General features: G+C 69.4%; 19 protein-coding genes and 1 pseudogene. 13 read left to right on the top strand and 7 right to left on the bottom strand.

The features are described from left to right. Nucleotides 1–235: 235 nt before the first annotated feature. Nucleotides 236–1,474 carry a HAMP domain-containing sensor histidine kinase gene (locus ACFXJL_RS16540; protein ID WP_358880330.1) on the bottom strand — a complete coding sequence of 413 codons (1,239 nt, stop codon included), beginning with the start codon at nt 1,472–1,474 and terminating at the stop codon, nt 236–238. A 6-nt stretch (nt 1,475–1,480) separates the two neighbouring features. Continuing rightward, nucleotides 1,481–2,134, bottom strand: a complete 654-nt coding sequence (locus ACFXJL_RS16535) for a response regulator transcription factor (RefSeq protein ID WP_329024286.1) — start codon at nt 2,132–2,134, stop codon at nt 1,481–1,483. 365 nt (nt 2,135–2,499) lie between these two features. On the opposite strand from ACFXJL_RS16535, the gene ACFXJL_RS16530 reads away from it, so the two are divergent. After that, nucleotides 2,500–2,667, top strand: coding sequence for a hypothetical protein (locus ACFXJL_RS16530; protein WP_329024288.1), 168 nt, complete (start codon nt 2,500–2,502; stop codon nt 2,665–2,667). 245 nt (nt 2,668–2,912) lie between these two features. Here the strand turns inward: ACFXJL_RS16530 and ACFXJL_RS16525 are convergent, their stop codons facing one another. Both ACFXJL_RS16525 and ACFXJL_RS16520 read right to left on the bottom strand, forming a co-directional pair. Continuing rightward, nucleotides 2,913–3,722 carry an inositol monophosphatase family protein gene (locus ACFXJL_RS16525; protein WP_358880329.1) on the bottom strand — a complete coding sequence of 270 codons (810 nt, stop codon included), beginning with the start codon at nt 3,720–3,722 and terminating at the stop codon, nt 2,913–2,915. A 208-nt stretch (nt 3,723–3,930) separates the two neighbouring features. Then, nucleotides 3,931–5,061, bottom strand: coding sequence for a ferrochelatase (locus ACFXJL_RS16520; RefSeq protein WP_384692922.1), 1,131 nt, complete (start codon nt 5,059–5,061; stop codon nt 3,931–3,933). Between the two features lie 325 nt (nt 5,062–5,386). On the opposite strand from ACFXJL_RS16520, the gene ACFXJL_RS16515 reads away from it, so the two are divergent. Then, on the top strand, nt 5,387–6,637 hold the full coding sequence (locus tag ACFXJL_RS16515; protein WP_384692919.1) for an MFS transporter: 1,251 nt from the start codon (nt 5,387–5,389) through the stop codon (nt 6,635–6,637). Continuing rightward, entirely contained in the window at nt 6,594–7,916 is a 1,323-nt protein-coding gene (locus tag ACFXJL_RS16510) for a D-arabinono-1,4-lactone oxidase (protein WP_384692916.1), read from the top strand. The genes ACFXJL_RS16515 and ACFXJL_RS16510 overlap by 44 nt, the downstream gene beginning before the upstream one ends. A 47-nt stretch (nt 7,917–7,963) precedes the next feature. On the opposite strand, the gene ACFXJL_RS16505 is transcribed toward ACFXJL_RS16510, so the two are convergent. After that, complete coding sequence (locus ACFXJL_RS16505; protein ID WP_384692913.1) at nt 7,964–8,803, bottom strand: hypothetical protein; 840 nt, start codon at nt 8,801–8,803, stop codon at nt 7,964–7,966. Between the two features lie 450 nt (nt 8,804–9,253). Here ACFXJL_RS16505 and sepH point away from each other — a divergent pair, with 450 nt between their 5' ends. Beyond that, the gene (gene sepH / locus ACFXJL_RS16500) at nt 9,254–10,333 is read left to right on the top strand and encodes a septation protein SepH (protein WP_358880324.1); all 1,080 of its coding nucleotides are present in this window, start codon (nt 9,254–9,256) and stop codon (nt 10,331–10,333) included. Between the two features lie 178 nt (nt 10,334–10,511). Here sepH and ACFXJL_RS16495 read toward each other — a convergent pair whose 3' ends face one another. Together ACFXJL_RS16495 and ACFXJL_RS16490 are read right to left on the bottom strand one after the other, a co-directional pair. Continuing rightward, the gene (locus ACFXJL_RS16495; protein WP_384632959.1) at nt 10,512–11,252 is read right to left on the bottom strand and encodes a gamma-glutamyl-gamma-aminobutyrate hydrolase family protein; all 741 of its coding nucleotides are present in this window, start codon (nt 11,250–11,252) and stop codon (nt 10,512–10,514) included. 833 nt (nt 11,253–12,085) lie between these two features. Further along, complete coding sequence (locus ACFXJL_RS16490) at nt 12,086–12,970, bottom strand: ParB/RepB/Spo0J family partition protein (protein WP_384692908.1); 885 nt, start codon at nt 12,968–12,970, stop codon at nt 12,086–12,088. Nucleotides 12,971–13,159: 189 nt separating this feature from the next. On the opposite strand from ACFXJL_RS16490, the gene ACFXJL_RS16485 reads away from it, so the two are divergent. The 9 genes and pseudogenes from ACFXJL_RS16485 to ACFXJL_RS16445 all read left to right on the top strand — a co-directional run bounded on the left by ACFXJL_RS16485 (nt 13,160) and on the right by ACFXJL_RS16445 (nt 26,794). Then, nucleotides 13,160–16,615 carry a BTAD domain-containing putative transcriptional regulator gene (locus ACFXJL_RS16485; protein ID WP_384692905.1) on the top strand — a complete coding sequence of 1,152 codons (3,456 nt, stop codon included), beginning with the start codon at nt 13,160–13,162 and terminating at the stop codon, nt 16,613–16,615. Between the two features lie 259 nt (nt 16,616–16,874). Next, entirely contained in the window at nt 16,875–17,291 is a 417-nt protein-coding gene (locus ACFXJL_RS16480; protein WP_384692902.1) for a cell division protein SepF, read from the top strand. A 56-nt stretch (nt 17,292–17,347) separates the two neighbouring features. Further along, nucleotides 17,348–18,493 (top strand): ATP-binding protein, encoded by a 1,146-nt coding sequence (locus tag ACFXJL_RS16475; RefSeq protein ID WP_384632953.1) that lies wholly within the window; start codon nt 17,348–17,350, stop codon nt 18,491–18,493. A gap of 137 nt (nt 18,494–18,630) precedes the next feature. After that, the gene (locus ACFXJL_RS16470) at nt 18,631–18,939 is read left to right on the top strand and encodes a nucleotide pyrophosphohydrolase (RefSeq protein ID WP_384692899.1); all 309 of its coding nucleotides are present in this window, start codon (nt 18,631–18,633) and stop codon (nt 18,937–18,939) included. Nucleotides 18,940–19,144: 205 nt separating this feature from the next. Beyond that, nucleotides 19,145–19,636, top strand: a pseudogene (locus tag ACFXJL_RS16465) (DUF6099 family protein); the annotation flags it as partial. 869 nt (nt 19,637–20,505) lie between these two features. Then, a complete protein-coding gene (locus ACFXJL_RS16460; RefSeq protein WP_358882485.1) occupies nt 20,506–21,429 on the top strand; it encodes an LLM class F420-dependent oxidoreductase in 924 nt (307 codons plus the stop codon). 9 nt (nt 21,430–21,438) lie between these two features. Continuing rightward, complete coding sequence (gene mmuM / locus ACFXJL_RS16455; protein WP_384692896.1) at nt 21,439–22,377, top strand: homocysteine S-methyltransferase; 939 nt, start codon at nt 21,439–21,441, stop codon at nt 22,375–22,377. Nucleotides 22,378–22,649: 272 nt separating this feature from the next. After that, nucleotides 22,650–24,230, top strand: coding sequence for a 3' terminal RNA ribose 2'-O-methyltransferase Hen1 (locus ACFXJL_RS16450; protein ID WP_384692893.1), 1,581 nt, complete (start codon nt 22,650–22,652; stop codon nt 24,228–24,230). Then, nucleotides 24,227–26,794 (top strand): polynucleotide kinase-phosphatase, encoded by a 2,568-nt coding sequence (locus tag ACFXJL_RS16445; RefSeq protein WP_384692890.1) that lies wholly within the window; start codon nt 24,227–24,229, stop codon nt 26,792–26,794. The genes ACFXJL_RS16450 and ACFXJL_RS16445 overlap by 4 nt, the downstream gene beginning before the upstream one ends. Nucleotides 26,795–26,938: the final 144 nt, after the last annotated feature.

Below are 26,938 nucleotides of genomic sequence, written 5' to 3'. Positions count from 1 at the left end.
CGAAGGGGACCGTACACGATCCAAATGTCGCAGCTCACGGGCGCCACCCCGTGTACTTCCCGTGATCTCGACCCCGGGAAACCCGGACTTTTCCCGGCTTTCTGGAGGGTCCCTTGATCACGGAGAGTAGATGGCCGGAAAGCCATCTCTGTGATCGATCCCACATGTGCAAGCTGGGAACGGGTCCTGAAAATTCCGCGTAAAGCGAACGAAGTCGTGCGACGCGAAACACGGTCTAGATAGGAAGTGTGACGCGCATCACGAGCCCTCCGCCCTCGCGAGGCTCCGCGATGATACGTCCCCCGTGGGCCCTGGCCACCGATCGGGCGATCGACAACCCCAGTCCCACGCCCTTGTCACTCCCCGTGCGCTCCTGTCGGAGCCGGCGGAACGGCTCCCAGAGGTTGTCGATCTCGTACGCGGGGACCACGGGGCCCGTGTTCGACACCACGAGGATCGCCTGCCCCGCCGCGGTCTCGGTGGTCACCTCGACCCAACCGTCCTCCGGGACGTTGTACCGCACGGCGTTCTGCACCAGATTCAGTGCGATCCGCTCCAGCAGCACTCCATTGCCCTGGACCACGGCCTCGGCGTACTCCCCGCGGATCTCCACACCCTTGCTGTCGGCCTCCGCCCGGGTCTGGTCGATCGCGCGGGTAGCCACCTCGGCCAGATCCACCGGCTTGCGTTCGAAGGTCTGGTTGTCGCTGCGGGCGAGCAGCAGGAGCCCCTCCACCAACTGCTCGCTGCGCTCATTGGTGGCGAGCAGCGTCTTGCCGAGCTGCTGGAGCTCCATGGGGGCGCCGGGGTCGGAGAGGTGGACCTCCAGCAGGGTGCGGTTGATCGCGAGCGGCGTACGCAGCTCGTGGGACGCGTTCGCGACGAACCGCTGCTGGGCGGTGAAGGCCCGCTGCAACCGGTCCAACATCTCGTCGAAGGTGTCCGACAGCTCCTTCAGCTCGTCGTCCGGGCCGTCCAGCTCGATCCGGCGCGTCAGGTCCGATCCGGCGACCTGACGGGCGGTACGGGTGATGCGCCCGAGCGGGGACAGCACCCGGCCCGCCATCGCGTAACCGAAGGCGAAGGCGATGATGCTCAGACCCAACAGGGCGAAGAGCGAGCGGCGCAGCAGATCGTCCAGCGCCACCTCGCGTTGCCGGGCGAAGCACTCCTTGAGGACCGCGTTGGCCTGATCGGCCGAGAGGTCGTGCCGCAGCGCCGGGCAGGAGTTGGCGGTGAGCTCGATCGTGCTCTCGGGGAGCAGCTTGAACGGCAGCGCGTTCCCCGAGTGCAGTGCCTGGGCCGCCAGCAGATAGATGATCGACAGCAGCAGCACGCCCGCGATCAGGAACATCCCGCCGTACAGCAGGGTCAGCCGTATCCGAATCGTCGGACGCAGCAACGGGCGGACCGGGTCACGAGGATCCCAGGTCGGTTTCGGGGGCGCCGACGGATGCGGCGGGGTTGCGGCCACCGCAGCTCAGATCCGGTATCCCGAGCCGGGAACGGTAACGATCACCGGCGGCTCCCCGAGCTTGCGGCGCAACGTCATCACGGTCACCCGGACCACGTTCGTGAAGGGGTCGGTGTTCTCGTCCCACGCCTTCTCCAGCAGCTGCTCGGCCGAGACCACCGCACCCTCGCTGCGCATCAGGACCTCCAGGACGGCGAACTCCTTCGGCGCGAGTTGGATCTCACGGCCGTCGCGGAAGATCTCGCGTCGATTGGGGTCCAGCTTGATCCCCGCCCGCTCCAGCACGGGGGGCAGGGGCACCGTGGTGCGCCGACCCAGCGCGCGCACCCGGGCGATCAGCTCGGTGAAGGCGAACGGCTTGGGCAGGTAGTCGTCCGCGCCCAGCTCCAGACCCTCCACCCGGTCGCTGACATCGCCGGAGGCCGTCAGCATCAGGACCCGGGTCGGCATGCCGAGCTCGACGATCTTGCGGCACACGTCGTCACCGTGGACCAGGGGGAGGTCACGATCGAGGACGACCACGTCGTAGTCGTTCACCTCGATGCGCTCCAGTGCCGCCGCACCGTCGTACACGACGTCCACGGCCATCGCCTCCCGGCGCAGTCCGGTGGCCACCGCATCGGCGAGCAGCTGCTCGTCCTCGACGACGAGTACGCGCACGTCTCGTTTCCTTCCTCCGGGCCCGTCAGCCATGATCAGGGCAGCGTTTTGCACGTGCTGTGCGCCTCCATCCTGCCCGTTACGCGCGTAAACCGGCGGTAAGGCGAGGACGCCCCCGAGCAGCCGGAGCAGGGCCCGGGGAATTGACCCGATTCTCGGGCCAGTTGAGGTTTCCCCCGCGAGCGCTTGGGGGAGGACGCTTAGACATCCCGAGATCACGCCCTGCCTGTGGCGGCGACGTTGGACGTGGCAACGCCACAAACCCGGCCCTTCGGCCAAAGGTGATCAATCACCCCGCTCCCTGCTGCGGCAGGGGGACCCCGAGGCACACCCCCGTGCCACCGACCCACGACGAGGGGGCGCACATGGACGCATTTACCGCAGGACTGCTACAGCGCATCAAGGCCGCGGAGACGGACCTCACATTGGCCCGGGAGACGGGTGACGAGTTCCTGGCCGAGGTCGAGCAGGAGGAGCTGGAAGACCTCCACCGGCTGGCTGCCGAGCACGGTGTGGAGGTACGCGCGGCTTAGTAGGTCGCAGCCTGGCACACCATGGACCCCCGTCGAGTTGAGACGGGGGTCCATGGCGTTCTGGGCGCCTCCTGGCCACAGGCTGCTCCCGGGAGTACCCCTGGGGGCCTGCGTGGCTCCTGGGGTCCTTGGTGGGCCCTGTGGGGGCTGGCTGGGCCGGCCGCACCGTCGGTGTCAGGTCCGTGCCAGGTTGGCGCCCTGCCCTTGCCAGACCGGGGCTGGGTCCTGTCAGAAGGGCGCCGACCTCAGTCGTGCCAGGCGCCGAACTCCTCCAGCAGGCCCTGGAGCGGTTCAAAGACCCCGGGGCTCGCCGCGACGGTGAGGTCGTACGAAGGTCGCTGACCGGGTCGGCCGCCCGTGTGCGCTCCGGCCTCACGTGCGATGAGGTCGCCCGCGGCGAGGTCCCACGGATGTAGTCCGCGCTCGTAGTAGCCGTCCAGCCGCCCGGCGGCGACATCGCAGAGATCCACCGCCGCCGAGCCGCTGCGCCGGATGTCCCTGAGCCGGGGAACCAGCTGGTGGGCGACGATGGCCTGGTGGGTGCGGACGGACTCGACGTAGTTGAAACCGGTGGCCACCAGTGACTGTTCGAGCGGCGCCGCGGGGCGGCACCGCACCGCCTTGTCATTGATGTACGCGCCCCTGCCGAGCACCGCCCGGCAGGTCTCCCCGCGCATCGGCACCTCGACCACGCCGACGAGCGTCGCCCCATCCCGCTCGGCGGCGATGGAGACCGCCCAGGTCGGCAGCCCGTACAGATAGTTCACCGTGCCGTCGAGTGGATCGATGACCCAGCGCACACCGCTGGTGCCGGTGGTGGACGCGCCTTCCTCGCCGAGGAAACCGTCATCGGGCCGGCGTTCCGACAGAAAACCGGTGATGAGCTTCTCGGCGGCGATGTCCATTTCGGTCACCACGTCGATGGGGCTCGATTTGGTCGCTGCCACCCCCAGGTCGGCGGGGCGGCCGTCGCGCAGGAGTTCGCCCGCTCGTCCGGCGGCCTCCAGGGCGAGATCCAACAGTTCGGACAGGAGGGGGTCGCTGGCGTCGGTCACGGCGATTCCTTTACCCGGTGGGATGATCCTTCTAATCCTCGTGCGGTCCGATCGGGCCCGGTCAGGCCGTCATGCGCACTGAGGCACGAGCGGTGAATCACATCGGCGGGGGAGGGGCGACCGGAGCCGAACGCCCCACAGCCGCGCGTCGAAGCGCCGACGGGTGTCGGAGGGTTCTCGATCCGTCCGGAGAATCCCCGTCCAGGGATCAGCCCCTGCGCTCCTCCGCGCCGGCAGCCGCCGGCTTGGGGGTGCGTCCGGGGCAGCAGCCGAGCGGGCACAGATCGTGCGACGGCCCCAGCGAGCCCAGTGCACAGGGCCGGACGTCCGCCGTTCCCCGCTCGCTGGCGGCCCGTTCCACGACCAACTCGCGCAGCGCCGCCGCGAAGCGGGGGTCCGCCCCGACCGTCGCCGACCGCCGGGCCGGGAGCCCCAGCTCCGCCGCCTTGGCCATCGCCTCCGTGTCGAGGTCGTAGAGGACTTCCATGTGGTCGGAGACGAACCCGATGGGAATCATCACCACCGCGGGTGCCCCCGAGCCGTGGAGGTCCTCCAGATGATCGCAGATGTCCGGCTCCAGCCAGGGAATGTGGGGTGGGCCGCTCCGCGACTGGAACACCAGCTGCCAGGGGTGCTCGACGCCCGTCTCCTCGCGTACGGCATCGGCGATCAGCCCGGCCACTTCCCGGTGCTGACGCAGGTAGGCCCCACCGTCACCGTGCCCTTCCACCGGACCCGAGGTGTCGGCCGCCGTCACCGGGATCGAGTGGGTGGTGAAGGCCAGATGGGCTCCGGCGCGCACGTCCTCGGGGAGGTCGGCGAGCGACCTCAGTACCCCTTCGACCAGCGGGCGCACAAAGCCGGGGTGGTTGAAGTAGTGCCGAAGCTTGTCGACGCGTACCCCCGTCAATCCTTCCGCTTCCAGGCTGGCAAGTGCCCCGGCAAGATCCTCTCGATACTGACGGCACCCCGAGTACGAGGCATAGGCGCTGGTCACCAGGACGGCGATACGCCGGTGACCCTCCTGGGCCATCTCCCTCAGGGTGTCGGTCACATAAGGCGCCCAGTTCCGGTTTCCCCAGAACACCGGCAGGTTCAGACCGTGGTCGACGAAGTCCTTACGCAGGGCGTCCAGGAGGGTGCGGTTCTGCTCGTTGATCGGCGAGACGCCGCCGAACAGGAAGTAGTGCTGCCCCACCTCCTGGAGCCGCTCCTTGGGGATGCCCCGGCCGCGCGTCACGTTCTCCAGGAACGGGACGACGTCGTCCGGGCCCTCTGGTCCGCCGAAGGAGAGCAGCAGCAGGGCGTCGTAGGGGGAGGGGTCAAGCGCATCGGACATGGCTCCGATCCTGCCACCCTTCCGCGCGCGGGAAGGACGTACCCCACCGTACTCAGCCGTACTCGGCCACTGCCGCCGATCACACGTGGCTCTCGCCGAGCCGCCCCCGAGGTGAGGGAGACATAAGACATCGGAGTACGTCATGCTGCCGGAAACATCGGCCGGGCTCATCGCCGGCAGGGAAACAAAGGAATCCAGGGGGCAAAAGCACCACTGAGTGACGAGTCGCCTGGATCGCATGAGATGTGCGCAGAATACGGATGTACGGGCCACATATCCGGGCGTAGCCTGTCAGCGCCATCCTTACGCTTGACCGGAGCCTCACTTGCCCAGTCCCTACCGCGCCATTTTCGCCGCCCCTGGCAGCAAGTGGTTCTCCGCCGCCGGCTTCTTCGGCCGCATGCCCCTGTCCATGATGGGCATCGGCGTCGTCACCATGGTTTCCCAACTCACCGGCCGCTACGGGCTGGCGGGCGCCCTCGCGGCCACCCTCGCGATGTCCGCCGCCGTCATCGGACCGCAGATCTCCCGCCTCGTCGACCGCCACGGCCAGGCCCGGGTGCTGCGTCCGGCGACCCTGGTAGCGGTCGCGGCGGTCTCCGGGCTGCTGCTCTGCGCCCAGAACGGCGCCCCGGACTGGACCCTCTTCGTCTTCTCGGCGGGCGCAGGCTGTGTGCCGAGCGTCGGATCGATGATCCGGGCGCGCTGGGCGACCATCTACCGGCACTCTCCGCGCGAACTGCACACCGCGTACACGTGGGAGTCGATCGTCGACGAACTGTGCTTCATCTTCGGTCCGATCGTCTCCATCGGACTGTCCACGGCATGGTTCCCGGCCGCGGGTCCGCTGCTGGCGACCGTCTTCCTCGTGGTAGGCGTCTTCTGGCTGACCGCCCAGCGGGCCACCGAGCCGGTGCCGCACCCCCGCGAGGAGCACACCAAGGCATCCGCACTCCGCTCGCCCGGACTTCAGGTCCTCGTACTCGCCTTCGTGGCCACCGGAGCGATCTTCGGAGCGGTCGACGTGGTCACGGTCGCGTTCGCCGACGAGGAGGGCCGCAAGTCAGCGGCGAGCCTGGTCCTCGCCGTCTACGCGCTCGGCTCCTGTCTCGCCGGGCTCGTCTTCGGGCTGCTCCACCTCAAGGGGTCGCCCGAACGTCGATGGCTGGTAGGGGTCTGCGGCATGGCCGTGAGTATGATCCCCCTCCAAATGGTCGGGAACCTCACATCCCTGGCCGTTGCGCTCTTCATCGCAGGTCTGGCCGTCGCTCCGACCATGGTCACCACCATGGCCCTCGTCGAGGCGCACGTACCGCGCAGCAAGCTCACCGAGGGCATGACCTGGGTGAGCACCGGTCTCGCGGTCGGGATCGCCCTCGGCTCGTCGGGTGCGGGCTTGGCGGTGGACGCGGCGGGCGCGGAGGCCGCGTACGCGGTCGCTGGAGTCGCGGGGGCGGCCGGGATCGCGGTGGCGTTGCTGGGGTACCGCCGGCTGAAAAGGCCGGTCCCGACAGGGGAGGAGCAGCAAGACGATGAGCACGGCCAGCCGGAGAAGTGCGATACGACCACGGCGTAACTGGGCGGGCACCGTGACGGTGCGTCCGACGCGCGAGGTGACCCCGGCATCGGCCGATGAGGTGGTCGACGCGGTGCGCCGGGCCGCCTCGGACGGTCTGCGGGTGAAGACCGCCGGTACGGGGCACTCCTTCACCGCCATCGCGGACACCGACGGGCTGCTGATCCGCCCCGACCTCCTCACCGGCATCCGGCACATCGACCGCGCCGCCATGACCGTCACGGTCGCCTCCGGTACGCCGCTGAAGCGACTGAACGTGGCCCTGGCCCGGGAGGGACTCTCCCTCGCCAACATGGGCGACATCATGGAGCAGACGATCGCCGGTGCCACCAGCACGGGCACGCACGGCACCGGCCGTGACTCCGCTTCGCTAGCCGCTCTGATCACGGCACTCGAACTGGTCACGGCGGACGGCACGGTGCTCCACTGCTCGGCGACCGAGCACCCCGAGGTGTTCGCGGTCGCCAGAGTCGGACTGGGTGCGCTCGGCGTGGTCACCGCCATCACCCTGGCCGTGGAACCCGTCTTCGTGCTGCGGGCGCGGGAAGAACCCATGTCGTTCGACCGGGTCACCGCCGAATTCGACGCCCTCCACACCGAGAACGAACACTTCGAGTTCTACTGGTTCCCCCACACCGACAACTGCATCACCAAGCGCAACAACCGCAGCGCGGGCCCGCCTGCTCCCCCGGGCGCCGTCAGCGGCTGGATCGACGACGAGTTGCTGTCGAACGGCCTGTTCCAGGTGGCCAACTCGATCGGCCGGACGGTGCCGGCGGTCATCCCGGCCCTCGCCAAACTCTCCAGCCGCGCCCTGTCCGCCCGCACCTACGCGGACATCCCCTACAAGGTCTTCACCTCGCCCCGCAGGGTCCGTTTCGTGGAGATGGAGTACGCGTTGCCGCGCGAGGCCGCCGTGGATGCGCTGCGCGAGGTCAGGGCGATGATCGAACGCTCACCCTTGAAGATCAGCTTTCCCGTCGAGGTCCGGACGGCTCCGGGCGACGACATCGCCCTCTCCACGGCGTCGGGCCGGGAGAGCGCCTACCTCGCGGTCCACCTGTACCGCGGCACGCCGCACCGGTCCTACTTCACCGCCGTCGAGCGGATCATGACCGCCCACGGCGGTCGACCCCACTGGGGCAAGATCCACACGCGCGATGCGGAGTACCTCGCCGGTGTCTACCCGCGGTTCGCCGAGTTCACCGCCGTACGCGACCGGCTCGACCCCCAGCGGATGTTCGGCAACGACCATCTGCGACGAGTGCTCGGACCCTGAGCGGAGGCGACGGCTCCACGGTTCATCGACCGCGGCCCGGCCCGGGTTCATCGACCGGCGTCGGGAGCTGAGGGCCCGGGTGCGGGCGCCCCTTCTTCTGTCGGGGGCGCCGGTGCCGGGCCGGACGGCGGGGGTGATCCGTCGGGTGCGCCGGTGCCGGGCGCACCGTCGGGCGAGCCCTCTTCCTCGGTGCTCTCGTCCGGTTCCCCTGCGGGACGCTCTGGAGCCTTCGTCCCGTCGTCGTCCGGGCCGGGCGACGCGCCGCCCCCCGGAGCGGGGCTCTGCTGAGGCTCGTGCGGCCGGTCGTCGTGGGAGTCATCGGGAGTGGGCGACGGGGAGTCCGCCGGGCCGCGCTGATCGGTGCTCCCCCCGCCCCCGCCGACCACCGAGCCGACGGTGGTGCCCGTACCGCCGCTGAGTTCGGAGCCCGAGGCCACCTCGTACGCGGTCACCCCGCCCATCGTCACCCCGAAGACGACGGCCGCGGCGATCAGGGGCCGCTTCCATCCCCGCACTCGGGATCCATGGGTGGTCGCGCTCGTGAACTCACCCGGCTCAGCGGACGTCCATCCCGTCCGGTCCGGTGCGGGCGTCGAGGTCGCGGTGCGCGCGGGCGACTTCCGGCTCATCGGGCGGGCTTGGACCGTCACTTCGCGCAACTGCTCGCCGGTACGGCTGAAGAAGTGCTGGAGGACGGAGCCGCCACAGGTGGCGACCACGCTCACGACCCCGGCGCCGATGATGGTGCCGTACACCCCGAGCCTGGAGGCGAGCACCGCCGCGGTGACCGCGGCGAGTGCGCTCCCCGCGACCTGGGGGACGCTCAGGTCCAGCCTCCGTTCGCGCCCTTGGGTTCGGCCTTCTTCGGTGTCCGGCTTCTGATGCATCCTCAGCCCCTGCTTTCCCTTCTGTCGTTCTGCGTACCTCTGAGGGACAAATGGGAGATGCGAATAGTTCCCTTTGGGAAGATTCTGTGAATCAAGACACCTGTTGCCCGTATACCGCCGGTGAGGTGGCGAACGCGCCGCGAAGTTAGCGGCGCGGCAGACCACTCGGATGGCCCGAATGGAGTACTGTGGCGAGCCTTGGGCAGGGTCTCCCTTGCGGAGTCCTGATCTCAAGAAGGGGGCCGAAAGTGGCGCTCGATCCGGCGACGCCGCGATATCGCGTGGAAATCTGCACGCAGCGTGACGAAATGTGACGCTGAGTGGTTAACAGGTAACCGTGCCATAACGGCGATCCAGGGCCTGTGCCCGACACGCCGGGCAACTCGGCAAGGTTGTGGCAGGCTGCACCCGGGCAGGCCACACTCGACTAGCGGAAGCAGCGACGCACAGGTGACGTCGGCAGGCACCACCCGGGAGGTCCCCATGCCCGAACTGCGTGTCGTGGCCGTCTCCAACGACGGCACACGACTGGTGCTCAAAGCTGCGGATAGCACGGAATACACGCTTCCGATCGATGAGCGGCTGCGCGCTGCGGTGCGCAACGATCGTGCCCGGCTTGGGCAGATCGAGATCGAGGTCGAGAGTCACCTGCGACCCCGAGACATCCAGGCGCGGATACGTGCAGGAGCCTCGGCCGAAGAGGTCGCCCAACTCGCTGGCATTCCGGTGGAACGGGTGCGCCGCTTCGAGGGCCCCGTGCTCGCTGAGCGTGCGTTCATGGCCGAGCGCGCCCGAAAGACCGCCGTACGTCGTCCCGGTGAGAACTCAGGACCCCCGCTCGGCGAGGCGGTCCAGGAGCGACTCACCCTGCGCGGCGCGGAGAAGGACACCACCCTCTGGGACTCCTGGCGTCGTGATGACGGCACCTGGGAGGTGCTGCTCATCTATCGCGTGGCCGGTGAACCGCACTCGGCGAGTTGGACCTACGACCCGCCACGGCGGTTGGTCCAGGCCGTCGACGACGAGGCCCGGGCGTTGATCGGCGAGACCGACGACACCATCACCAGTACGCAGGAACCGAGTTTCCCCTTCGTTCCCCGGATCGCCCGACTGCCTCGCGATCGGCCGTTGGATCGCACCCTCGACCGTCCCGGCGGCCCCGGCGGCCCTGCTGTCGGGGGGGAAGAGCCCAGCAGCGGTGAGCGGGACTCGCTCACCAGCCTGCTGGAAGCGGTGCCCAGCTTCCGCGGCGACATGGTCGTACCCGAGCGTGTGGTGCAGTCGGAGACCGTTGAAGAGGTGGAGCAGGAGCCCGAAGCGGAGGAGCCCGTGGCGCCCGCTGCCTCGGCCGGCGCTGGCTCGGCATATGCGGATGTGCTGATGCCGCGGTCGGTTGCCGGACATCGGGATCGGCTGACGGGCACGACGGATCGTCAAGCGGAAGCGGACGGCGTGCGTCCAGGTCGACGTGCGGCGGTCCCCAGTTGGGACGAGATCGTCTTCGGTACCCGTCGGAAGAAGCAGGACTAGCGCCGGCCCCCTCTTCCGAGGGTGCATGAGCGGTCGGTGAAGGACGGCACCTCGCCCGGCGTCGTGGGCCCAGCGCCCAATGGCGCCGGGCCCACTCTCGTGGAGACGCCCCCACCCATCAACGGCATTCGCCGCTTCGGGTGAAGGACGAACCCGCGGTCGGTCGGGGGAGGGCGGATCAGGGAGCGGCCACCTGGATCAGGGCGTCGAAGATGCGTTGCTGGTTCGGGTCCTCGTGCGCCGTGTCCTCGGGATGCCACTGGACGGCCGTCAGCCACTCCCGTGCACCGACCAGTTCCAGCGCCTCGGGCGTTCCGTCGGCGGCCCGGGCGGTGATGCGCAGTCCTTCACCGAGCCGGTCCACCCGCAGCCGGTGGTAGCAGGAGACCTCGGCCTTCTCGCCTCCGGTGATGCGCGCGATCCGCGAGCCCGGACGGAGCGTCACGGGGTGCACCAGATCCCGGTGTTCCCGCTCGGGTCCCTCGAATCCCTGGCGAAGGGTCCCGCCGAGCACGGTGTTGACGATCTGTAGCCCGCGGCACACCGCGAGCAGCGGTCGACCCAGGCGTAGCGCCTGGCGGGCGACTTCGAGATCGAACCCGTCCTGTTCATCGTCGATCCCGGGCGCCCGCGTCGGCCGATCGTGCTCCTTGAGCTCGTCGTGCTGCTCGTAGTGGTGCGGCGCGAGGTCGTCGCCGCCCGGGAGCACCACGGCGTCGAACCGTGCCAACCTGGCCGCCACGTCCGCCGCGTAGGCGAACCCTCCTGGCGCGTACGGATGGATGGTGACCGGCTCACCGCCGGCCCGCCAGACGGCTTCCACCAGGGCCCGAGCGCTGACTTCGGCCCCGTACCGCACCGCGGACGCGGAGACGGCGAAGCGGGCGGGGATGGCGATCAGCGGTCGGGGAAGGGTCACGTCTGGTCCCGGTCGGCTAGAGGCGGCACGAGCCTGCTGGAAGGGGTCTCAGGGCGTCCTCGACAGGCGGACCGCAGGGCCCGGGTGAGGAGTTGCGCCGCCGGTGGGTGGGGGGAGGCATGGGGTGGTCGTGCCCTCCTGATGACGGGCGGCCGGCAGGAGGGTGGTGCCGGCAGATCGCGGCTCGATGACACCGGCGCTCGCTGCAACGCCCGACGGAACGGTTCGATTCCGAGGTGGCGCTGTGCCTTTGGGCCGTGCGTGGATCACCCGGCTCGTCTGCTGACCCGGATGGTGTCCGCCCCCGGCGCTCGTGAGGTGTCGCCCTTCATTCCGTGTGAGATCAAACGACAAGCGGATGGTAGGCGTGGGGGTCGGTCGACGGCAAGGGCGGCCGGTGGGGGTGCAGCGGAGCATCTGCGCCCCATGAGGTGCCCGTGGCTCTCCCCGGGCAGACACAAGGCCGCGGCACCCCCAGGGTGCCGCGGCCTTGACGCTTTTCGGAGCAGGAGGATTCGTATGGGCCGAGTCGATCACCGCGTACGGCAGCTCGGTCGGCTCCGAATGACGAGTGAGTGGGTCAGGGGCTTCGGACGGTGGTGCCCAACTGCCGGAGAGGTACGGACGCGGGCCGCTCTCCCCGGAGCGGTCGGTCGTACGGCTCGGTTTCCCCCGATCCAGGTCCGGCTGCTGAACTGCCGGGTGCGGTGACCAGGCTGCTCCCGCTGATGGTCGAGTCGGGCGAGGCGAGCAGACGTCGGGGGAGGTAAGCAGACCGGCCCGCGGGATACGACGGGCCTGCCGCCGCACCCCACCGGGATGACCGTGCCGGCTCAGGCGCGCCGTTGGGTGATGAGCCGAGCGCCGCGGGACTCCTTCTCGGCCTCCTGCCACAGCCGGCGCAACATGCGAGCCCGTTCCGCCGGGCGCATGCGTGAGATCGCGATCTCCGCACAGGCGACCCCGTCCCCCCACGGCATCGTCATGGTCGCGCGCTGGTGCGGGATGGGTGTCGGAGCCGGATGGCTCGCAGAGGTGAGCGAGCGGGGTTCACCGGACCTGGAGTCGGTGGCCGCGGCGCGAGCGTCGGCCCGCTGCTTCTGCTGCTGCGGGGTGAGCCGGGACAGATTGCGCACATGGACGACCTTGCGACGTCCGGCGAGCAGATCGGCCTGGAGCTCCGGGCCGAGTTCCAGGACGGACAGCTTGGAGGAGATCGTCGACTGGGCGATGCCGAGCCGCTTGGCCGCCTTGCTCTGGGACCCGTAGAACTCCACCAACTTCTTGAGCGCGTGTGCCTGTTCCAGCGGATTCATGTCGTCCCGGTGGACGTTGGCGACGAAGGCCGCCTCCAGGAGCGACCGGTCGGTCGACACGAGCGCGTCGTCGACACTGACCCGTACATGGGTGAGCCCCGCCCGACGGGCCGCCTCCAGGCGCCGATGCCCGTCGATCACGATGTACCGGGCGCTGGAGTCGAGTTCGACCGCACGGGTCGGACGCTCTCGTACATAAGCTTGGACGGAAGCGACCGTGATGGCGTTGACGAGACCGATCTCCCGCACGCTGGTGGTCAGCGACTCCAAATCCCTCAGGGCTTCGCGTGGATTATCGGGGTTCTGGCTGATGTGACTCAGCGGCAGTTCCGACGGATGGCTGACGGTGGCGTCGGAGGGGGTCTGCCCTGGGGCGGTCATGGTGAACATCTCGGAGGACATACTGATGGAACCCTTCTCTGGCCTGCCGCCCAAGCCCCCCGCGTTCAAGCCCGGGCACTTTGGCAAGATGACAGGGGTCACCAGCCACCGCCTGGCCATGACCTTGCCAATCGCTTGCCACATGGCAATCGATTGCAGAAGATGCATGGCATGACAAACGGGGGAATGCACTTCCGCATCCTGGGAAGGATGGAGTGGCTTTCCCGGGACGTCGCTCTGCCGATCGGACGCCGCCGCGAAAGGCTGTTGCTCGGACTGCTCCTGCTCGACATAGGAAGAGTCGTGCCAGCGCATCGGCTCGTCGATCTCCTGTGGGACGAGGAAGACCCTCCGTCCAGCGCACGTGGCAGCCTTCAGGTCCACGTCTCGCGACTGCGCGGTCGCTTCACGGCGGCGGGGGCCGAGCAGCACGGTTTCTTCCTGTCCCGGGGCAACGACGGATACCTCGTGGACGGGGACCCCGAGGCCGTCGATCTGCACCGCGTCCGCCGTCTGTGGCAGCGCGCCGAAAGGGAGCAGGACGTGCACGAGCGGCTTCGGCTGCTCAATCTGGCACTCGACGACTGGGGTGGCCCGGTCCTTGCCGGTACCGCAGCGGAAGGGCTCGTGCGCCGACTCGGCACCGGCGTGGACGCGTTATACCTCTCGGCGGTCACCCAGCGGGCGGAGGCGCGGCTGGCCCTGGGACACCGGGGGCTCCTGCTGGAGGAGTTGGCGCGGGCGACGGCGGAGTACCCGCACCACGAGCGACTCGCCATGCTCCGTATGATCGCCCTCTACCGCGCCGACCACCGTGGTGAGGCGCTGAAGGTCTACCACGAGACCCGGGCCAGGCTCGCCCAGGACCTCGGTCTCGACCCGGGCGCCGATCTGAATCGCGTACAGGGGATGATCCTGCGGGCGGATCCCGAACTGCTCGACGGACCGATACTGCCGGACGCGGTCCGTGCAGCCCAGCAGGGGTACGGACCTGCCCGCGGCAACCAAGGGCTGCCCGGTTCCGCACCCCGTGCCCGTGCGGCCGGCGGTGTCGAAGGGGGTGCGCCCGGGCCGGGACAGGTGCGGGACTCCGACGGGGATTCGGCTTCCATATCGGCTTCTCCTGTGACCAAGGCTCTCGAAACCCACCAGGCCAGAGCACAGCCTGTCGAAAAGGATGTAAGTCACCGACCCCAAACCAGCCATTCCGATCTGCGCGGTTCCTTGTCGTATCGGGTGGATGATCACTCCGATCCGGGGCCGGTGCCCACCCGCCCGGTCGCGGAATCCGTGCAACGCCGTTCCCGGACGGGCGCGTTCATCGGCCGGGCACATGAACTGGAGCGCCTGACCCAGCTCGCATCGCTGGCACGCGGCGGCTCCGGAGTCGTCATGATCGTGGGCCCCGCAGGCAGCGGAAAGACCGCGCTCGCCCTCCAGTGGTGTCGCGGCAGCACCGATGCCTTCCCCGACGGTCAGCTCTTCCTGAACCTCCGCGGACACGGTGACGAGAGCCCGATGAATCCCAAGGAGGCCCTGTCCGGCCTGCTGCGGGCCCTCGGGGTGCCCTACCAGAAGCTGCCCCACGACGTACCCGCCCTGGCCGAGCTCTACCAGCGCACCCTGACCGGACGCCGGGTGCTCGTCGTCCTCGACAACGCCGAGACCGCCGAGCAGGTCAGACAACTCCTTCCGTACGAAGCCGGCTGTCTCGCACTGGTCACCAGCCGCAACCGACTGGGCGCGCTGATCGTCAGTCACGGCGCTCCCATGCTCCCGCTCTGTCCGCTCGCCGCTGACGACGCGGAAGAACTCGTGCGCAGCGTCATCGGACCCGCCCGCGCCGCGGCCGAGCCCGATGCCCTCGCCGATCTGGTCGCCATCTGCGACCGCACCCCCCTCGCGCTGCGGATCGCCGCGGCCAATCTCGCCCTGCACCCCCAGAGCCTGATCGCCGATCACGTCGCCGAGATGCGCTCGGGCAACCCGCTGGAGAGCCTCGCAGTGGCCGGCGACCCCGACTCCGCGGTCCGAAGGGCCTTCGAGCACTCGTACCGCCGACTGGATCCGCAGGCCAAGGAGGCGTTCCGTACGCTGGGGCTACTGCCCTGTCCCGTTACTACGGCAGCGGCCGTCGCAGCGCTGCTGGGCCGCTCTATCGGCGCCGCACACCGGGTGATCGACCGCCTCTTCGCCGAGCACCTGGTGGAACGCAACGGCCAGGACCGGCTGCGGCTGCACGATCTGATCTGGTGGTACGCACGACTCCTCGCGGACGCGGAGGAGTCGGTCACCGCCCATCGCGAGGCCCGCCGCCGATTGCTGCGCTGGTACACGGCCTGCGCGGACGCCGCAGCTCGGAGCCTGTATCCGCAGATCCTGCGGCTGGACATCGAACCGGTGGCACCCGAGGATCGCCCCGAGACCTTCCTCGATCCACAGGCCGCAGCGGACTGGTTCGATGCGGAACAGGTCGGACTGGTACGACTGATCGAGACCGAGGCCGTCGGCGAGCCCCACCCGGCCGTATGGATCCTCGCCGACACCCTGCGCGGCTACTTCTGGCTCCGCAGGGACGCCGAGACATGGACCGCGGTGGCCACGGTCGCGCTCCGCGCCGCCCAACAGGCGGGCGATCTGCGCGGTCAGGCGGCGGCCCAACAGAGCCTTGGCCTTGTCACCTTCACCCTCGGCGGTCTGGAGCTCAGCAGGACCCACTTCGAGCAGGCCATCGAGTTGGCCAGGCGTTCGGGCTGGGGCGAGTGCGAGTCCGTCGCACTGTCCAACCTCGCCGGAGTCTCGGCCGACCTCGGACTCCTCAGCCACGCGGCCGAGTTCTACGCCCAGTCCATCGGCATCGACCGCGGTCTGCGGCGCACCCCGCACCAGCCCCTCCAGGGCCTGAGCGAAGTGCTCTACGGCATGGGCCGACTGGTGGAGGCGGAGCAGTTGTGCCGACGTGCACTGGCGATCTCCCGACAGATCTCGGCACCCGACAGCATCGCCCGGATCAGCACCACCCTGGCGATGATCTCGCTCGACCTGGGGGATCTCAGCACGGCCGAGGGCCTGGCCAGACAGTCCCTGGAGGGGTTCCAGGCCATCGGCAACCTCGCAGGGGAAGGCGATGCCTTCAGCGCTCTGGCGCTCATCGCAGCGGAGGGCGGGGACGACCTCGCCGCCCTGCGGTACGGGCTCGCCGCTTGCCGCCTGAGCCGTAGGTCCGGCCGCCCCAGGATCAAGCTCGATGCGATGCTGGCCCTCGGCCACGCCCGCTACCACCGCCATGAGTACACCCGTGCCTTCGAACACTTCCGCATCGCCCGCAGGACCGCAGAGCAGATGGGCTATCTCAAGGGACGGACCATGGCCCTCCTCGGCCTCGGGGTCTGCGCGGTCAGGGCCCGTCGCCATCACGAGGCCCTGGGATACGCGGCGGGAGCACTCGCCCTGGCCCAGGCATCCCAACTACGGCTCCTGGAGGGGCAGGCCCAGGCCGTCATCTCCCTGGCACAGGAGCAGAGTGGGCACCCCGCTGCCGCCCAACGGGCCCGGGAACAGGCAGTGGCCATCTACCAGACGTCGGGGTACCGGCCCGTGCGTTCACCGTTCGGGGAAGCAGTGGATTCCGGTACGGCCGCCCCGCGTGCGTGCGGCAGGGCATAGACTTTGACGTACCGTCAGTGCCGATCGTGGGTTGCGCCCTGGCTTTCGCGTCCGCCGACTCGGGTCGGGACAGGAAGGCGGGCAGTGCTTGCGGGAGGGGCCGCCCAAGGGCCCGATCTCGTGCCCGTCATGACGGTTGACTCGCCAATTGCCCCGGCCGTCACCTGCGCATCAGCGATGGACGGGCCCTTTTCGATGTATGTGCCGCTCATCCGTGTCGGTGTTGGTCCGAACGGGTGAGGGGTACGAGGATACGGGTATGAGTAGGTACGAGAGGTACGACGTCACCGACGAGCAGTGGGCGGGGCTGGCCCAGGTCGTCCCGTTGCGCGGACGAGATGAATGGCCGTCGAGGGCCGACCACCGCACCGATCCACGCGAATACGAAGCAGCGCAGCGCCGGTTCATCGTGCTGAGGGTGCAGGTCTTCTCGGATGCCCGAGAAGTCGCCGACTACCTCATGGGCCAGACACCCGTGCTCCTCGACCTCACCGGTGCGGACACCGATGTGGCCAAGCGCATCCTCGACTTCACCAGCGGCGTCGTCTTCGGTCTGGGCAGCGCCATGCACCGCGTCGACCGCAACGTCTTCCTCCTCACCCCGGAAGGAACCGAGGTCGACGGGACCGTGGAGACGACGGACGACACCTTCACGCGCTCCGTCCCCCGTTCGTAGGAAGGCCGCTGAGACGGAACGGTTCGGCGTGTCGAGTGCTGCGTACCGTCCCGCCCATGGCGACGGACATCTCTCCCGACAGCGACCACGACCTCCGACCCACAGTCACTGAGCTGCGGCTCTCCGCCTTCAGAGCCCATCGCGCCGTCACCTTGCCGCTCACCTCGCTCACACTCCTGGCGGGGGCGAGCGGCAGCGGAAAGACGAGCGTCCTCCAGGCGTACGAAGCACTGGGGCGCCTCGCGGCAGGCGACGTACTGCGGGAGGTCTTCCCGGACCCGGCCCTGTGCGTGCCCGAGTGGGCGGGCGGCGATGGCCAGGGCAGAAGGGGCTTTCGCCTCGGCTGCACGGTCGACGGTCCGACCGGGGCGGTGCGCCTCGACCTCGCGGTGCAGGTGGAACCCGCCCTGCGGATCGTGGGCGAGCGGCTGAGCTGTGCGGGGCGGACGCTCTTCTCCACCGCGCTGCGCGATCCGCGCCGATCCCGTGTGGAGGGCGCCTGGTACACGTCCGGACGGTCCACCGTGACCCGAGCGGCACTCCCCGACGACCGACTGGGCACCTCCCTGTTGCCGCTGCGGGTGGCCGGCAGGACCGACGGCCAGTTACACGTCCTGGCCGCGGCGGAGCAGACGGTGCTCGGGCTGCGCTCGGCCTTCGCATGCGACCCCCAGCCCCGCGGGATGCGACGGCCCGTGGCAGTGGGAGAGGGCAGACTGCGGCAGGGCTGCGACAACCTCGCTGAGGTGCTCCACCGAACGCGACGGCAGTGCGCCCAGCGCCATGCCCGACTGGCAGCGGCGGTCCGCGCCGGGTGCGCGGGTGAGATCACGGGGCTAAGCGTCGAGGAGTTGGCCGACGGCACGGTGCGGGCGCTGCTGGCCCGTGGGGAGGGGAGGGCCACTCCGGTGGGCCGGCTCGGGGACGGCGAGTTGCGCTACCTCGCCCTGGCCCTGGTGTTGCTGACCGGCCCCGGAGTGCTGGCGGTGGATCAGGTGACGGAGGTGCCCGACGCGTACCAGTCGCTGACCGTGCTCGCCGATGGCCTCGACCGTTGCTTGGATCGCAGGCAGGCGCGGGAACTGGTCAGGCTGGCCGCTGAGATGGCGGGCCGGGGCCATGTGCGGCTGGTCGGGGCGGTTGCCGACGCCGGCTTCGCACACGGGGTGGAGGGGGTGACGGTGGTAGATCTGGAGCCATGATGAGAGATGAAGGATCGCCGCAGGGGCCCGCACCGTGGAGTAAGGACCGTTCGCCCGGCGGGTCGGATGCCCCAGTTGTCGGCGCGCCGGTTGAGGGCGCCACGACGGGGCCGCATCGAGGCACCGACGACCTGGAGGTGTCCGGTCTCCAACGCAGACTGGCCGACTTTGCTCGGGTGCGGCAGTGGGGGCCGTTCCACACTCCGAAGAACCTCGCGGTCGCCCTCAGCGTGGAGGCGTCCGAGTTGGTGGAGATCTTCCAGTGGCTCACTCCGGAGCAGTCCGCCCGGGTGATGGAGGACGAGGAGTCGGCGCATCGGGTGCGCGACGAGGTGGCTGACGTGCTCGCCTACCTGCTCCAGTTCTGCGATGTCCTGGGGGTGGACGCATTGGCCGCGCTCTCCGAGAAGATCGACCGCAACGAGTCCCGTTTCCCCGCCCCTTGAGGTGCGCTTGGTGCCCCTGGGGAGCGCTTGGTCCAGACCGCATTTTCTTTTGATCAAGGAAATATCACTCTATGGAGTCATTGAGATATCCACAACCGGCCAGCTGTCCACAGATTTCCGAATTCCCCTGGTGTTTAGGCTCAACAAGCCTCACTCTGGGTAATGAACTGAAAGGGTAGTAGTCGTATGAACGGGGGCAGCGTGCATGGATGCGGAACGGCTCGTGACGGTGAGCCGCAATGCCCTGGCGAAGTGCCGGGTGGTACGGGACGTGGTGGCGGAGGCATGGCAGGCCCAGGCGCTCGCCCAGGCGATCGGAGCCTGGCTCGCGGTCTACGGGCCGGCCGAGGTGAGGGGCGAAGCGCGGGCACTGTGTGAGACGGGCGCCCGTGGAGTGCGAGCCCTCGATCAGCCCGACATGCGCAGTGGGGCCATCCGCGCCGCCCAACTGAAGGGTGTGGCCGACGTCCGGGTGACCTTGACGGCACTGGTCGTCCTCTTGGAAGACGTCGGCATCGCCCTGGTGGGCATCGCCTGCACCACGGGGCAGGAGGCGCTGTACTGGCAGTGCATCGAAGCGGTGGACGCTGCGGACGAGTCGACCGATCGTGCTGCCGGGATGCTTCGGATACTGGCCGATCGGGACATCGGCAGACCCCCTGATGCCAGCCGGGGCAGGGCAGGACCGCGGGCCGGGAGGGCGCCCATGGAGATCGACGGCGGCTGCCCCTCTCGTGCGCCCGCCCTTGGCCAAGGAGCACATCAGACGGACAGCGCAGACGCATGGGACGGATCCCGTTCGATGCGCGATTCCGGCTCGGTGGACGCCGGACTGTCCGGGCGCACTCATGGAGCGGACCCCGCAGGCCCGCAGGACGGCTGCCGGCCGGGTGCGCGTGGCGCCTTCCCGGGTACTCGGGGCTCACCCGGAGTCGCGGGCGAACACTGCGCGCGACTCGGCACCGTGGACTCGGCGGCGGGTTCATGGTGACCGCCGAAGCCACGGTGGGGAGGGCGGGAACGGGGACGGCCGAAGTCACGGTGGGAAGGGCGGGAACGGGGACGGACGGGGGAAGTGCGGCGGGTTGCACGGCACCCGACACGAGTCGGGACACCGTCCGTTCGACCCCTGAGCGGCCCCGGACGTGAGCTTCGAGCCCGGTCGCTGAGCTCGGCCCCCCGGACCTGACCTCTGAGCCCGGTCGCTGTGCCTTGATCTCTGAGCTCGATCGACGAGGAGCAGCCGGGTGCTGGGTGCGGCAGACCAGGCCCGTTGTGCTTGGCGTCGAGGGAGCGGCCGGACGAGCGCGGTCGGGGCGGGGGCGGCTCTGGCCCCCACCGGATGGTGGGCTGGGACTGTGAGCTGGCCGCATCGCGGTGAGGGAGGCGGGGGAGGGAGGGGAGGGGGGAGGGGCTCCCGGGCACCGGTGCTCACCCGTCCGTCGACCCTTCTGACCAGCACCTCAGGCCATCGACCGCAGCGGATTCACCCCGCAGAGCCGTCGTTGAGTGTTCGGGCGGCGGGGGCTGGCGGCACTCGGCACATGAAGGTGCAGGATGGTGGACATGGATCTCCGAATCTTCACCGAACCCCAGCAGGGCGCGAGCTACGACACCTTGCTGACCGTTGCCCAGGCCACCGAGGCTCTGGGATTCGACGCCTTCTTCCGCTCCGACCACTATGTGGCGATGGGGTCAGCCGATGGGCTCCCCGGTCCCACCGATGCCTGGATCACCCTGGCCGGTCTCGCCCGGGAGACCCAACGCATCAAACTCGGCACCCTGATGACCGCGGGCACGTTTCGACTGCCGGGAGTACTCGCGATCCAGGTCGCACAGGTCGACCAGATGTCGGGCGGGCGGGTCGAGCTCGGACTGGGCGCTGGCTGGTTCGAGGATGAGCACCGCGCCTACGGAATCCCCTTCCCCAAGGAGAAGTTCGCCCGCCTTGAGGAGCAGTTGGCCATCGTCACCGGGCTCTGGGGCACCGAGGTCGGCAAGACCTTCTCGTACGAGGGCACGCACTACCAGTTGACCGATTCACCCGCGCTGCCCAAGCCGGTACGGGGCAAGGTGCCCGTCCTGATCGGTGGTCACGGCGCCATCCGCACACCGCGGCTCGCCGCACAGTACGCCGATGAGTTCAACATCCCCTTCGCCTCGATCGAGGACAGCGAGCGCCAGTTCGGCCGGGTGCGTGCTGCCGCGGAAGCCGTCGGGCGTCGGCCCGACGACCTGGTGTACTCCAACGCCCTGGTCGTCTGTGTGGGCAGGGATGACGCGGAGGTGGCGCGCAGGGCTGCCGCCATCGGCCGTGAGGTGGACGAGTTGAAGGCGAACGGACTGGCCGGTTCGCCCGCCGAAGTGGTCGACAAGATCGGGCGCTATGGAGAGATCGGCGCCTCCCGGATCTACCTCCAGGTCCTCGACCTCCACGACCTGGACCATCTGGAGCTGATCTCGGCACAGGTCCAGACCGAACTGAGCTGAGGCGCGCCCGTGCGCCCGACCCGTACACTCGCCGCCGCCCTGGCCCGGGGGCCCGTCGTCCTTGACGGCGGACTCTCCAACCAACTGGTGGCGCAAGGGTGTGATCTGAGCGGTGACCTCTGGTCGGCCGGGTTGCTCGCCGATGATCCGGGCCAACTGGTCGCCGCACACAGCGCATATGTGCGGGCGGGGGCACGGGTACTCATCACCGCCAGCTATCAGGCTTCCTTCGAGGGCTTCGCCCGACGCGGGATCGGTCGGACGCGGGCCCGTGGGCTGTTGGCCCGCAGTGTCGAGTGCGCCCGGCTCGCGGGAGACCGGAGCGACGAGGAAGTGTGGGTGGCGGCCTCGGTGGGGCCCTACGGCGCGGTGCTCGCCGACGGCAGTGAGTACCGCGGACGGTACGGGCTCTCGGTGGGTGAACTCGAACGTTTCCACCGGCCCCGTATCGAGGCCCTGGCCGAGGCGGGCCCCGACGTACTCGCTCTGGAGACCGTTCCGGACGTGGATGAGGCCCATGCCCTGCTGCGCGCAGCCGAAGGGTGCGGTCTGCCGCTGTGGCTCTCGTACACGGTTGCCGATGGATGTACGCGGGCCGGCCAGCCACTGTCCACGGCCATGGAGTTGGCCGCCGACCATCCTCAAGTAATCGCGGTGGGGGTCAACTGCTGTCACCCCGGCGAGGTGGGGGAGGCAGTGGCACGGGCGGTGGCGGCGACGGGGAAGCCCGCGGTCGCCTATCCCAACAGCGGTGAGGGCTGGGACGGCCGCCGTCGGGCGTGGTGCGGCAGTTCGGCGTACGACCCCGGTGCGGCGAGGGAGTGGCTGGCAGCGGGCGCCCGACTGGTGGGCGGCTGTTGTCGGGTGGGTCCCGATGCGATCGCCGAACTGGCCGAGGCGCTCGCACCTCCGCTGCCTCCCGGCGCTCCTCCAACGGATCACTGCTAGCGGGCCTTTCCCACCGGTGGCGGTAGGCGGCCAGTCGGCGCATCGCCATGGACACCTGCGGCAGGACTCGACGGGCCCGGTGGGTAGGGCGTGTCCCTTCCCCGATCGGCGTGGGGCGCTCGGCCCCCAAGACACCTCCGAGCGGTGTCCGAACAGGTTGAACGTGCATCGGTCCGGATGCGCGGGCGGTTGCCCGGGCCGGCTCGCACCGTCTGGGTGAGGCACCGGGAAATCGCTTTCTCGACCTGGCTGCATGCACGATAATCGATCGGGTGTTCCTGACAATCAGCACAACTGGCACTCCTGAACGTCCCGCCACCGATCTTGGATTCCTGCTCCACAAGCATCCGGACAAGGCGCAGACGTTCTCCACGTCGTACGGCACGGCGCACGTCTTCTACCCCGAGGCGTCCGTCGAGCGGTGCACCGCCGCCCTGCTGCTGGAAGTGGATCCGGTGGCCCTGGTGCGACGAGGCAAGGGCAAGGGAAGGGGCGGCGCGCCCGACGCCGCACTCGCCCAGTATGTGAACGACCGCCCCTACGCGGCCTCCTCTCTCCTCGCGGTCGCCCTGAGCGCAGTGTTCAGCAGCGCCCTGCGCGGTGTGTGCGCAGCGCGTCCCGAGCGGGCCGAGGCACCCCTGCCACTGCGCATCGAGGTGCCCGCGCTCCCCGCCAGGGGCGGCCCGGAACTGGTGGACAAGCTGTTCCGCCCACTCGGCTGGAGTGTGGAGTCGCAACCGATCCCCCTCGACGAGAAGTTCCCCGAGTGGGGCGATTCGCGCTATGTCCAGTTGGTCCTGGAGGGCGAAGTACGGCTGGCGGATGCGCTGCGACAGCTCTATGTCCTGCTCCCCGTCCTCGACGACGCCAAGCACTACTGGGTATCCCCGGACGAGGTCGACAAACTGCTGCGGGCGGGGGACGGCTGGCTCGCGGATCACCCCGAGCAGAAGCTGATCACCAGTCGTTATCTCTCCCGGCGGTGGGGACTGACCCGACAGGCGATGGAGCGCCTCGAACTGGTTCGGCTGGCCGAGTCCGACGATCTCCAGGTCGAGGACGTCGACAACGCGGTGGACGAATCGACCGACACCGAGGAGAAGCCGGTACCGCTCGCAGAGCAGCGGCGGGAGGCCATCCTGGAGGCGTTGCGAGGCTGCGGCGCGACCCGTGTCCTCGACCTCGGCTGCGGCCAGGGGCAGTTGGTGCAGGCCCTCCACAAGGATGTGCGCTTCACGGAGATCGTCGGAGTGGACGTTTCCGTACGTGCGCTGACGATCGCGGAACGGCGTCTGAAACTGGATCGGATGAGCGAGCGGCAGGCCGCCCGGATCAAACTGATGCAGGGCTCCCTCACCTATACCGACAAGCGGCTCACCGGCTATGACGCAGCCGTGCTCAGCGAGGTCATCGAACACCTCGACCTCCCTCGGCTGCCCGCCCTGGAGTACGCGGTCTTCGGGGCCGCTCGCCCCGTGACCGTCCTGGTGACCACGCCGAACGTCGAGTACAACGTCCGTTGGGAGACCTTGCCAGCGGGCCATGTTCGTCACGGTGACCACCGTTTCGAGTGGACGCGCGGCGAGTTCCGTGCCTGGGCCCTCGGCACCGCCGAGCGGAACGGCTACGACGTCGCCTTCACTCCGGTCGGTCCCGATGACCCCGAGGTGGGGCCGCCCACCCAGATGGCGGTCTTCACCCGTGCCGACCAGCCGGACGGGAACACCCCTCACGGCAGGGACCGGGCACACCGGCCGGGCCGTGAGACCAACGGGAGCCGGCGTACTGACGAACGCACCGACGAGCACACCGACGAGCGCACCGACAGCGAGAGGGAGGCGAAGGCCGCATGACCACGACCACCGACAGCAACGGGACGCTCCCGCACCGGAAGCTCCCCGTCACCGACCTCTCCCTCGTCGTACTGATCGGTGCCACCGGCTCCGGGAAGTCCACCTTCGCCCGCAGGCACTTCAAGCCGACCGAGATCGTCTCGTCCGACTTCTGCCGCGGTCTGGTCGCCGATGACGAGAACGACCAGGGCGCGAGCGGCGACGCCTTCGACGTGCTCCACTACATCGCGGGCAAACGCCTCGCCGCCGGTCGGCTCACCGTCGTCGACGCGACCAGCGTGCAGGCCGAGAGCCGTCGCCAACTGGTGCAGTTGGCTCGGCAGCACGACGTACTGCCCATCGCCATCGTCCTCGACCTGCCGGAAGCGGTCTGCGTTGAGCGCAATGCGCTGCGTCCCGAGCGGGCCGGCATGGACCCCCGCGTCATCCGGCGCCACCAGCGCGAACTGCGCCGCTCCCTGCGCGGACTGGAACGCGAGGGCTTCCGTAAGGTCCACGTCCTGCGCAGCGTCGAAGAGGTGGCGGCGGCCGAGGTCGTCCTGGAGCGCCGCTACAACGACCTTCGCCATCTCACCGGCCCGTTCGACATCGTCGGAGATGTCCACGGATGCAGCTCCGAGTTGGACACCCTGCTCGGGAAGCTCGGTTACGTCGACGGCGTGCACCCCGAAGGTCGTACCGCGGTCTTCGTCGGCGACCTCGTCGACCGGGGTCCCGACAGTCCCGGTGTCCTGCGGCGCGTGATGGCCATGGTGGGCTCGGGGAACGCCCTGTGCGTGCCCGGCAACCACGAGAACAAGCTGGGCCGCTACCTCAAGGGCAGAAACGTCCAGCACACCCACGGTCTCGCCGAGACCATCGAGCAGTTGGAACGGGAGGACGGCACGGACCCCGCCTTCCGGGAGCAGGTGGCGCAGTTCATCGACGGACTGGTCAGCCACTACGTCCTGGACGGCGGCAAGCTGGTCGTCTGTCACGCCGGTCTGCCCGAGAAGTACCACGGCCGCACCTCCGGCCGGGTCCGGTCCCACGCCCTGTACGGGGACACGACGGGCGAGACCGACGAGTTCGGCCTGCCCGTGCGCTACCCGTGGGCGGAGGACTACCGCGGACGCGCCGCTGTGGTCTACGGCCACACCCCGGTCCCCAACACGTCCTGGATCAACAACACCATCTGTCTGGACACGGGCGCGGTCTTCGGCGGGAAGATGACCGCCCTGCGCTGGCCCGAGCGCGAGCTCGTCGACGTACCGGCCGAGAAGGTCTGGTACGAACCGGCCCGTCCGCTGCTCACCGATGCCCCGGGCAGCCGTGAGGGCCGTCCGCTGGACCTCGCCGACGTCCAGGGTCGACGAGTGGTGGAGACGCGCCACCACGCCCGGATCAGCGTGCGCGAGGAGAACGCGGCGGCGGCCCTGGAAGTGATGAGCCGCTTCGCCGTCGACCCTCGGCTGCTGCCCTATCTGCCGCCGACGATGGCGCCGACCGCCACCTCGAAGGAGGAGGGCTATCTGGAGCACCCGGTGGAGGCGTTCGCCCAGTACCGGGCGGACGGTGTGGCCCGGGTCGTGTGCGAGGAGAAGCACATGGGTTCGCGCGCCGTGGCCCTGGTCTGCCGGGACGCCGAGGCGGCCAGGCAGCGGTTCGGGGTCGACGGGCCCACCGGGACCATCTACACCCGCACCGGCCGCCCCTTCTTCGACGACGAGACCGTCACCGAGGAGATCCTCGACCGTCTGCGCACCGCAGTCACGGCGGCCGGCCTCTGGACGGAGTTGGACACCGACTGGCTGCTCCTCGACGCGGAGCTGATGCCCTGGTCGCTGAAGGCGTCCGGGCTGCTGCGCTCGCAGTACGCGGCGGTCGGCGCCGCGTCCGCCGCCGTCTTCCCGTCCGTCACGAGCGTCCTGGAGTCGGCGGTGGCGCGGGGCATCGGGGTCGAGGGACTGCTCGCCGCGCAACGTGAGCGCGCCGCTGACGCAGCGGCATTCACGACGGCCTACCGGCGCTACTGCTGGCCCACCGACGGCCTCGACGGGGTGCGTCTGGCTCCCTTCCAGATCCTGGCCGTGCGTGGCCGCTCGCTGGCGACCGAGCCGCACGATGTCCAACTGGGTTGGTTGGACCGGCTGGTGGAGCACGATTCCACGGGTCTGCTCCAGGTCACTCGACGCCTGGTCGTGGCCACCGGCGACGAGGAATCCGTACGGGCCGGCGTCGACTGGTGGCTGGAGATGACCGGTCGCGGCGGCGAGGGCATGGTCGTCAAACCTCTCCAGGCCCTGGCCCGAGACGGCAAGGGGCGACTCGTCCAGCCGGGCATCAAGGTGCGTGGCCGGGAGTATCTGCGGATCATCTACGGTCCCGAGTACACCCGCCCCGACCAGCTTGAGCGGCTGCGTCAGCGTTTCTTGAACCACAAGCGGTCCCTCGCGCTGCGCGAGTACGCGCTCGGGCTCGAAGCGCTGGATCGACTGGCGGACTCGGAGCCCTTGTGGCGCGTCCACGAGGCGGTCTTCGCGGTGCTCGCCCTGGAGTCGGAGCCGGTGGACCCCCGATTGTGATCGGCGCGGGCGCAGCGAGCCAGGAAGGCACTTCGGTGAACTTCCCCGCTTGCTGCGCCTCGTCCGGGCAGGGCTGGGCCGTGTGCCGCCCGGGATGTTCCGGCAGTTCTCCGAGTGAAGTGGGCGCCGCGCGGTGAGGATGGG

Origin of the sequence: Streptomyces sp. NPDC059256, assembly GCF_042753785.1 — a bacterium.
GTDB lineage: Bacteria > Actinomycetota > Actinomycetes > Streptomycetales > Streptomycetaceae > Streptomyces.
This window is presented reverse-complemented; position numbering and strand designations above follow the sequence as displayed.

What these genes read in the sequence shown, in the direction of transcription:
- ACFXJL_RS16530 (WP_329024288.1), top strand. Translation starts at nt 2,500, where the DNA reads ATGGACGCATTTACCGCAGGACTGCTACAGCGCATCAAGGCCGCGGAG.
- ACFXJL_RS16490 (WP_384692908.1), bottom strand. Translation starts at nt 12,970, where the DNA reads ATGTCCTCCGAGATGTTCACCATGACCGCCCCAGGGCAGACCCCCTCC.
- ACFXJL_RS16520 (WP_384692922.1), bottom strand. Translation starts at nt 5,061, where the DNA reads ATGTCCGATGCGCTTGACCCCTCCCCCTACGACGCCCTGCTGCTGCTC.
- ACFXJL_RS16445 (WP_384692890.1), top strand. Translation starts at nt 24,227, where the DNA reads ATGACCACGACCACCGACAGCAACGGGACGCTCCCGCACCGGAAGCTC.
- ACFXJL_RS16480 (WP_384692902.1), top strand. Translation starts at nt 16,875, where the DNA reads ATGAGTAGGTACGAGAGGTACGACGTCACCGACGAGCAGTGGGCGGGG.
- ACFXJL_RS16475 (WP_384632953.1), top strand. Translation starts at nt 17,348, where the DNA reads ATGGCGACGGACATCTCTCCCGACAGCGACCACGACCTCCGACCCACA.
- ACFXJL_RS16510 (WP_384692916.1), top strand. Translation starts at nt 6,594, where the DNA reads ATGAGCACGGCCAGCCGGAGAAGTGCGATACGACCACGGCGTAACTGG.
- ACFXJL_RS16505 (WP_384692913.1), bottom strand. Translation starts at nt 8,803, where the DNA reads ATGCATCAGAAGCCGGACACCGAAGAAGGCCGAACCCAAGGGCGCGAA.
- ACFXJL_RS16485 (WP_384692905.1), top strand. Translation starts at nt 13,160, where the DNA reads ATGGAGTGGCTTTCCCGGGACGTCGCTCTGCCGATCGGACGCCGCCGC.
- ACFXJL_RS16460 (WP_358882485.1), top strand. Translation starts at nt 20,506, where the DNA reads ATGGATCTCCGAATCTTCACCGAACCCCAGCAGGGCGCGAGCTACGAC.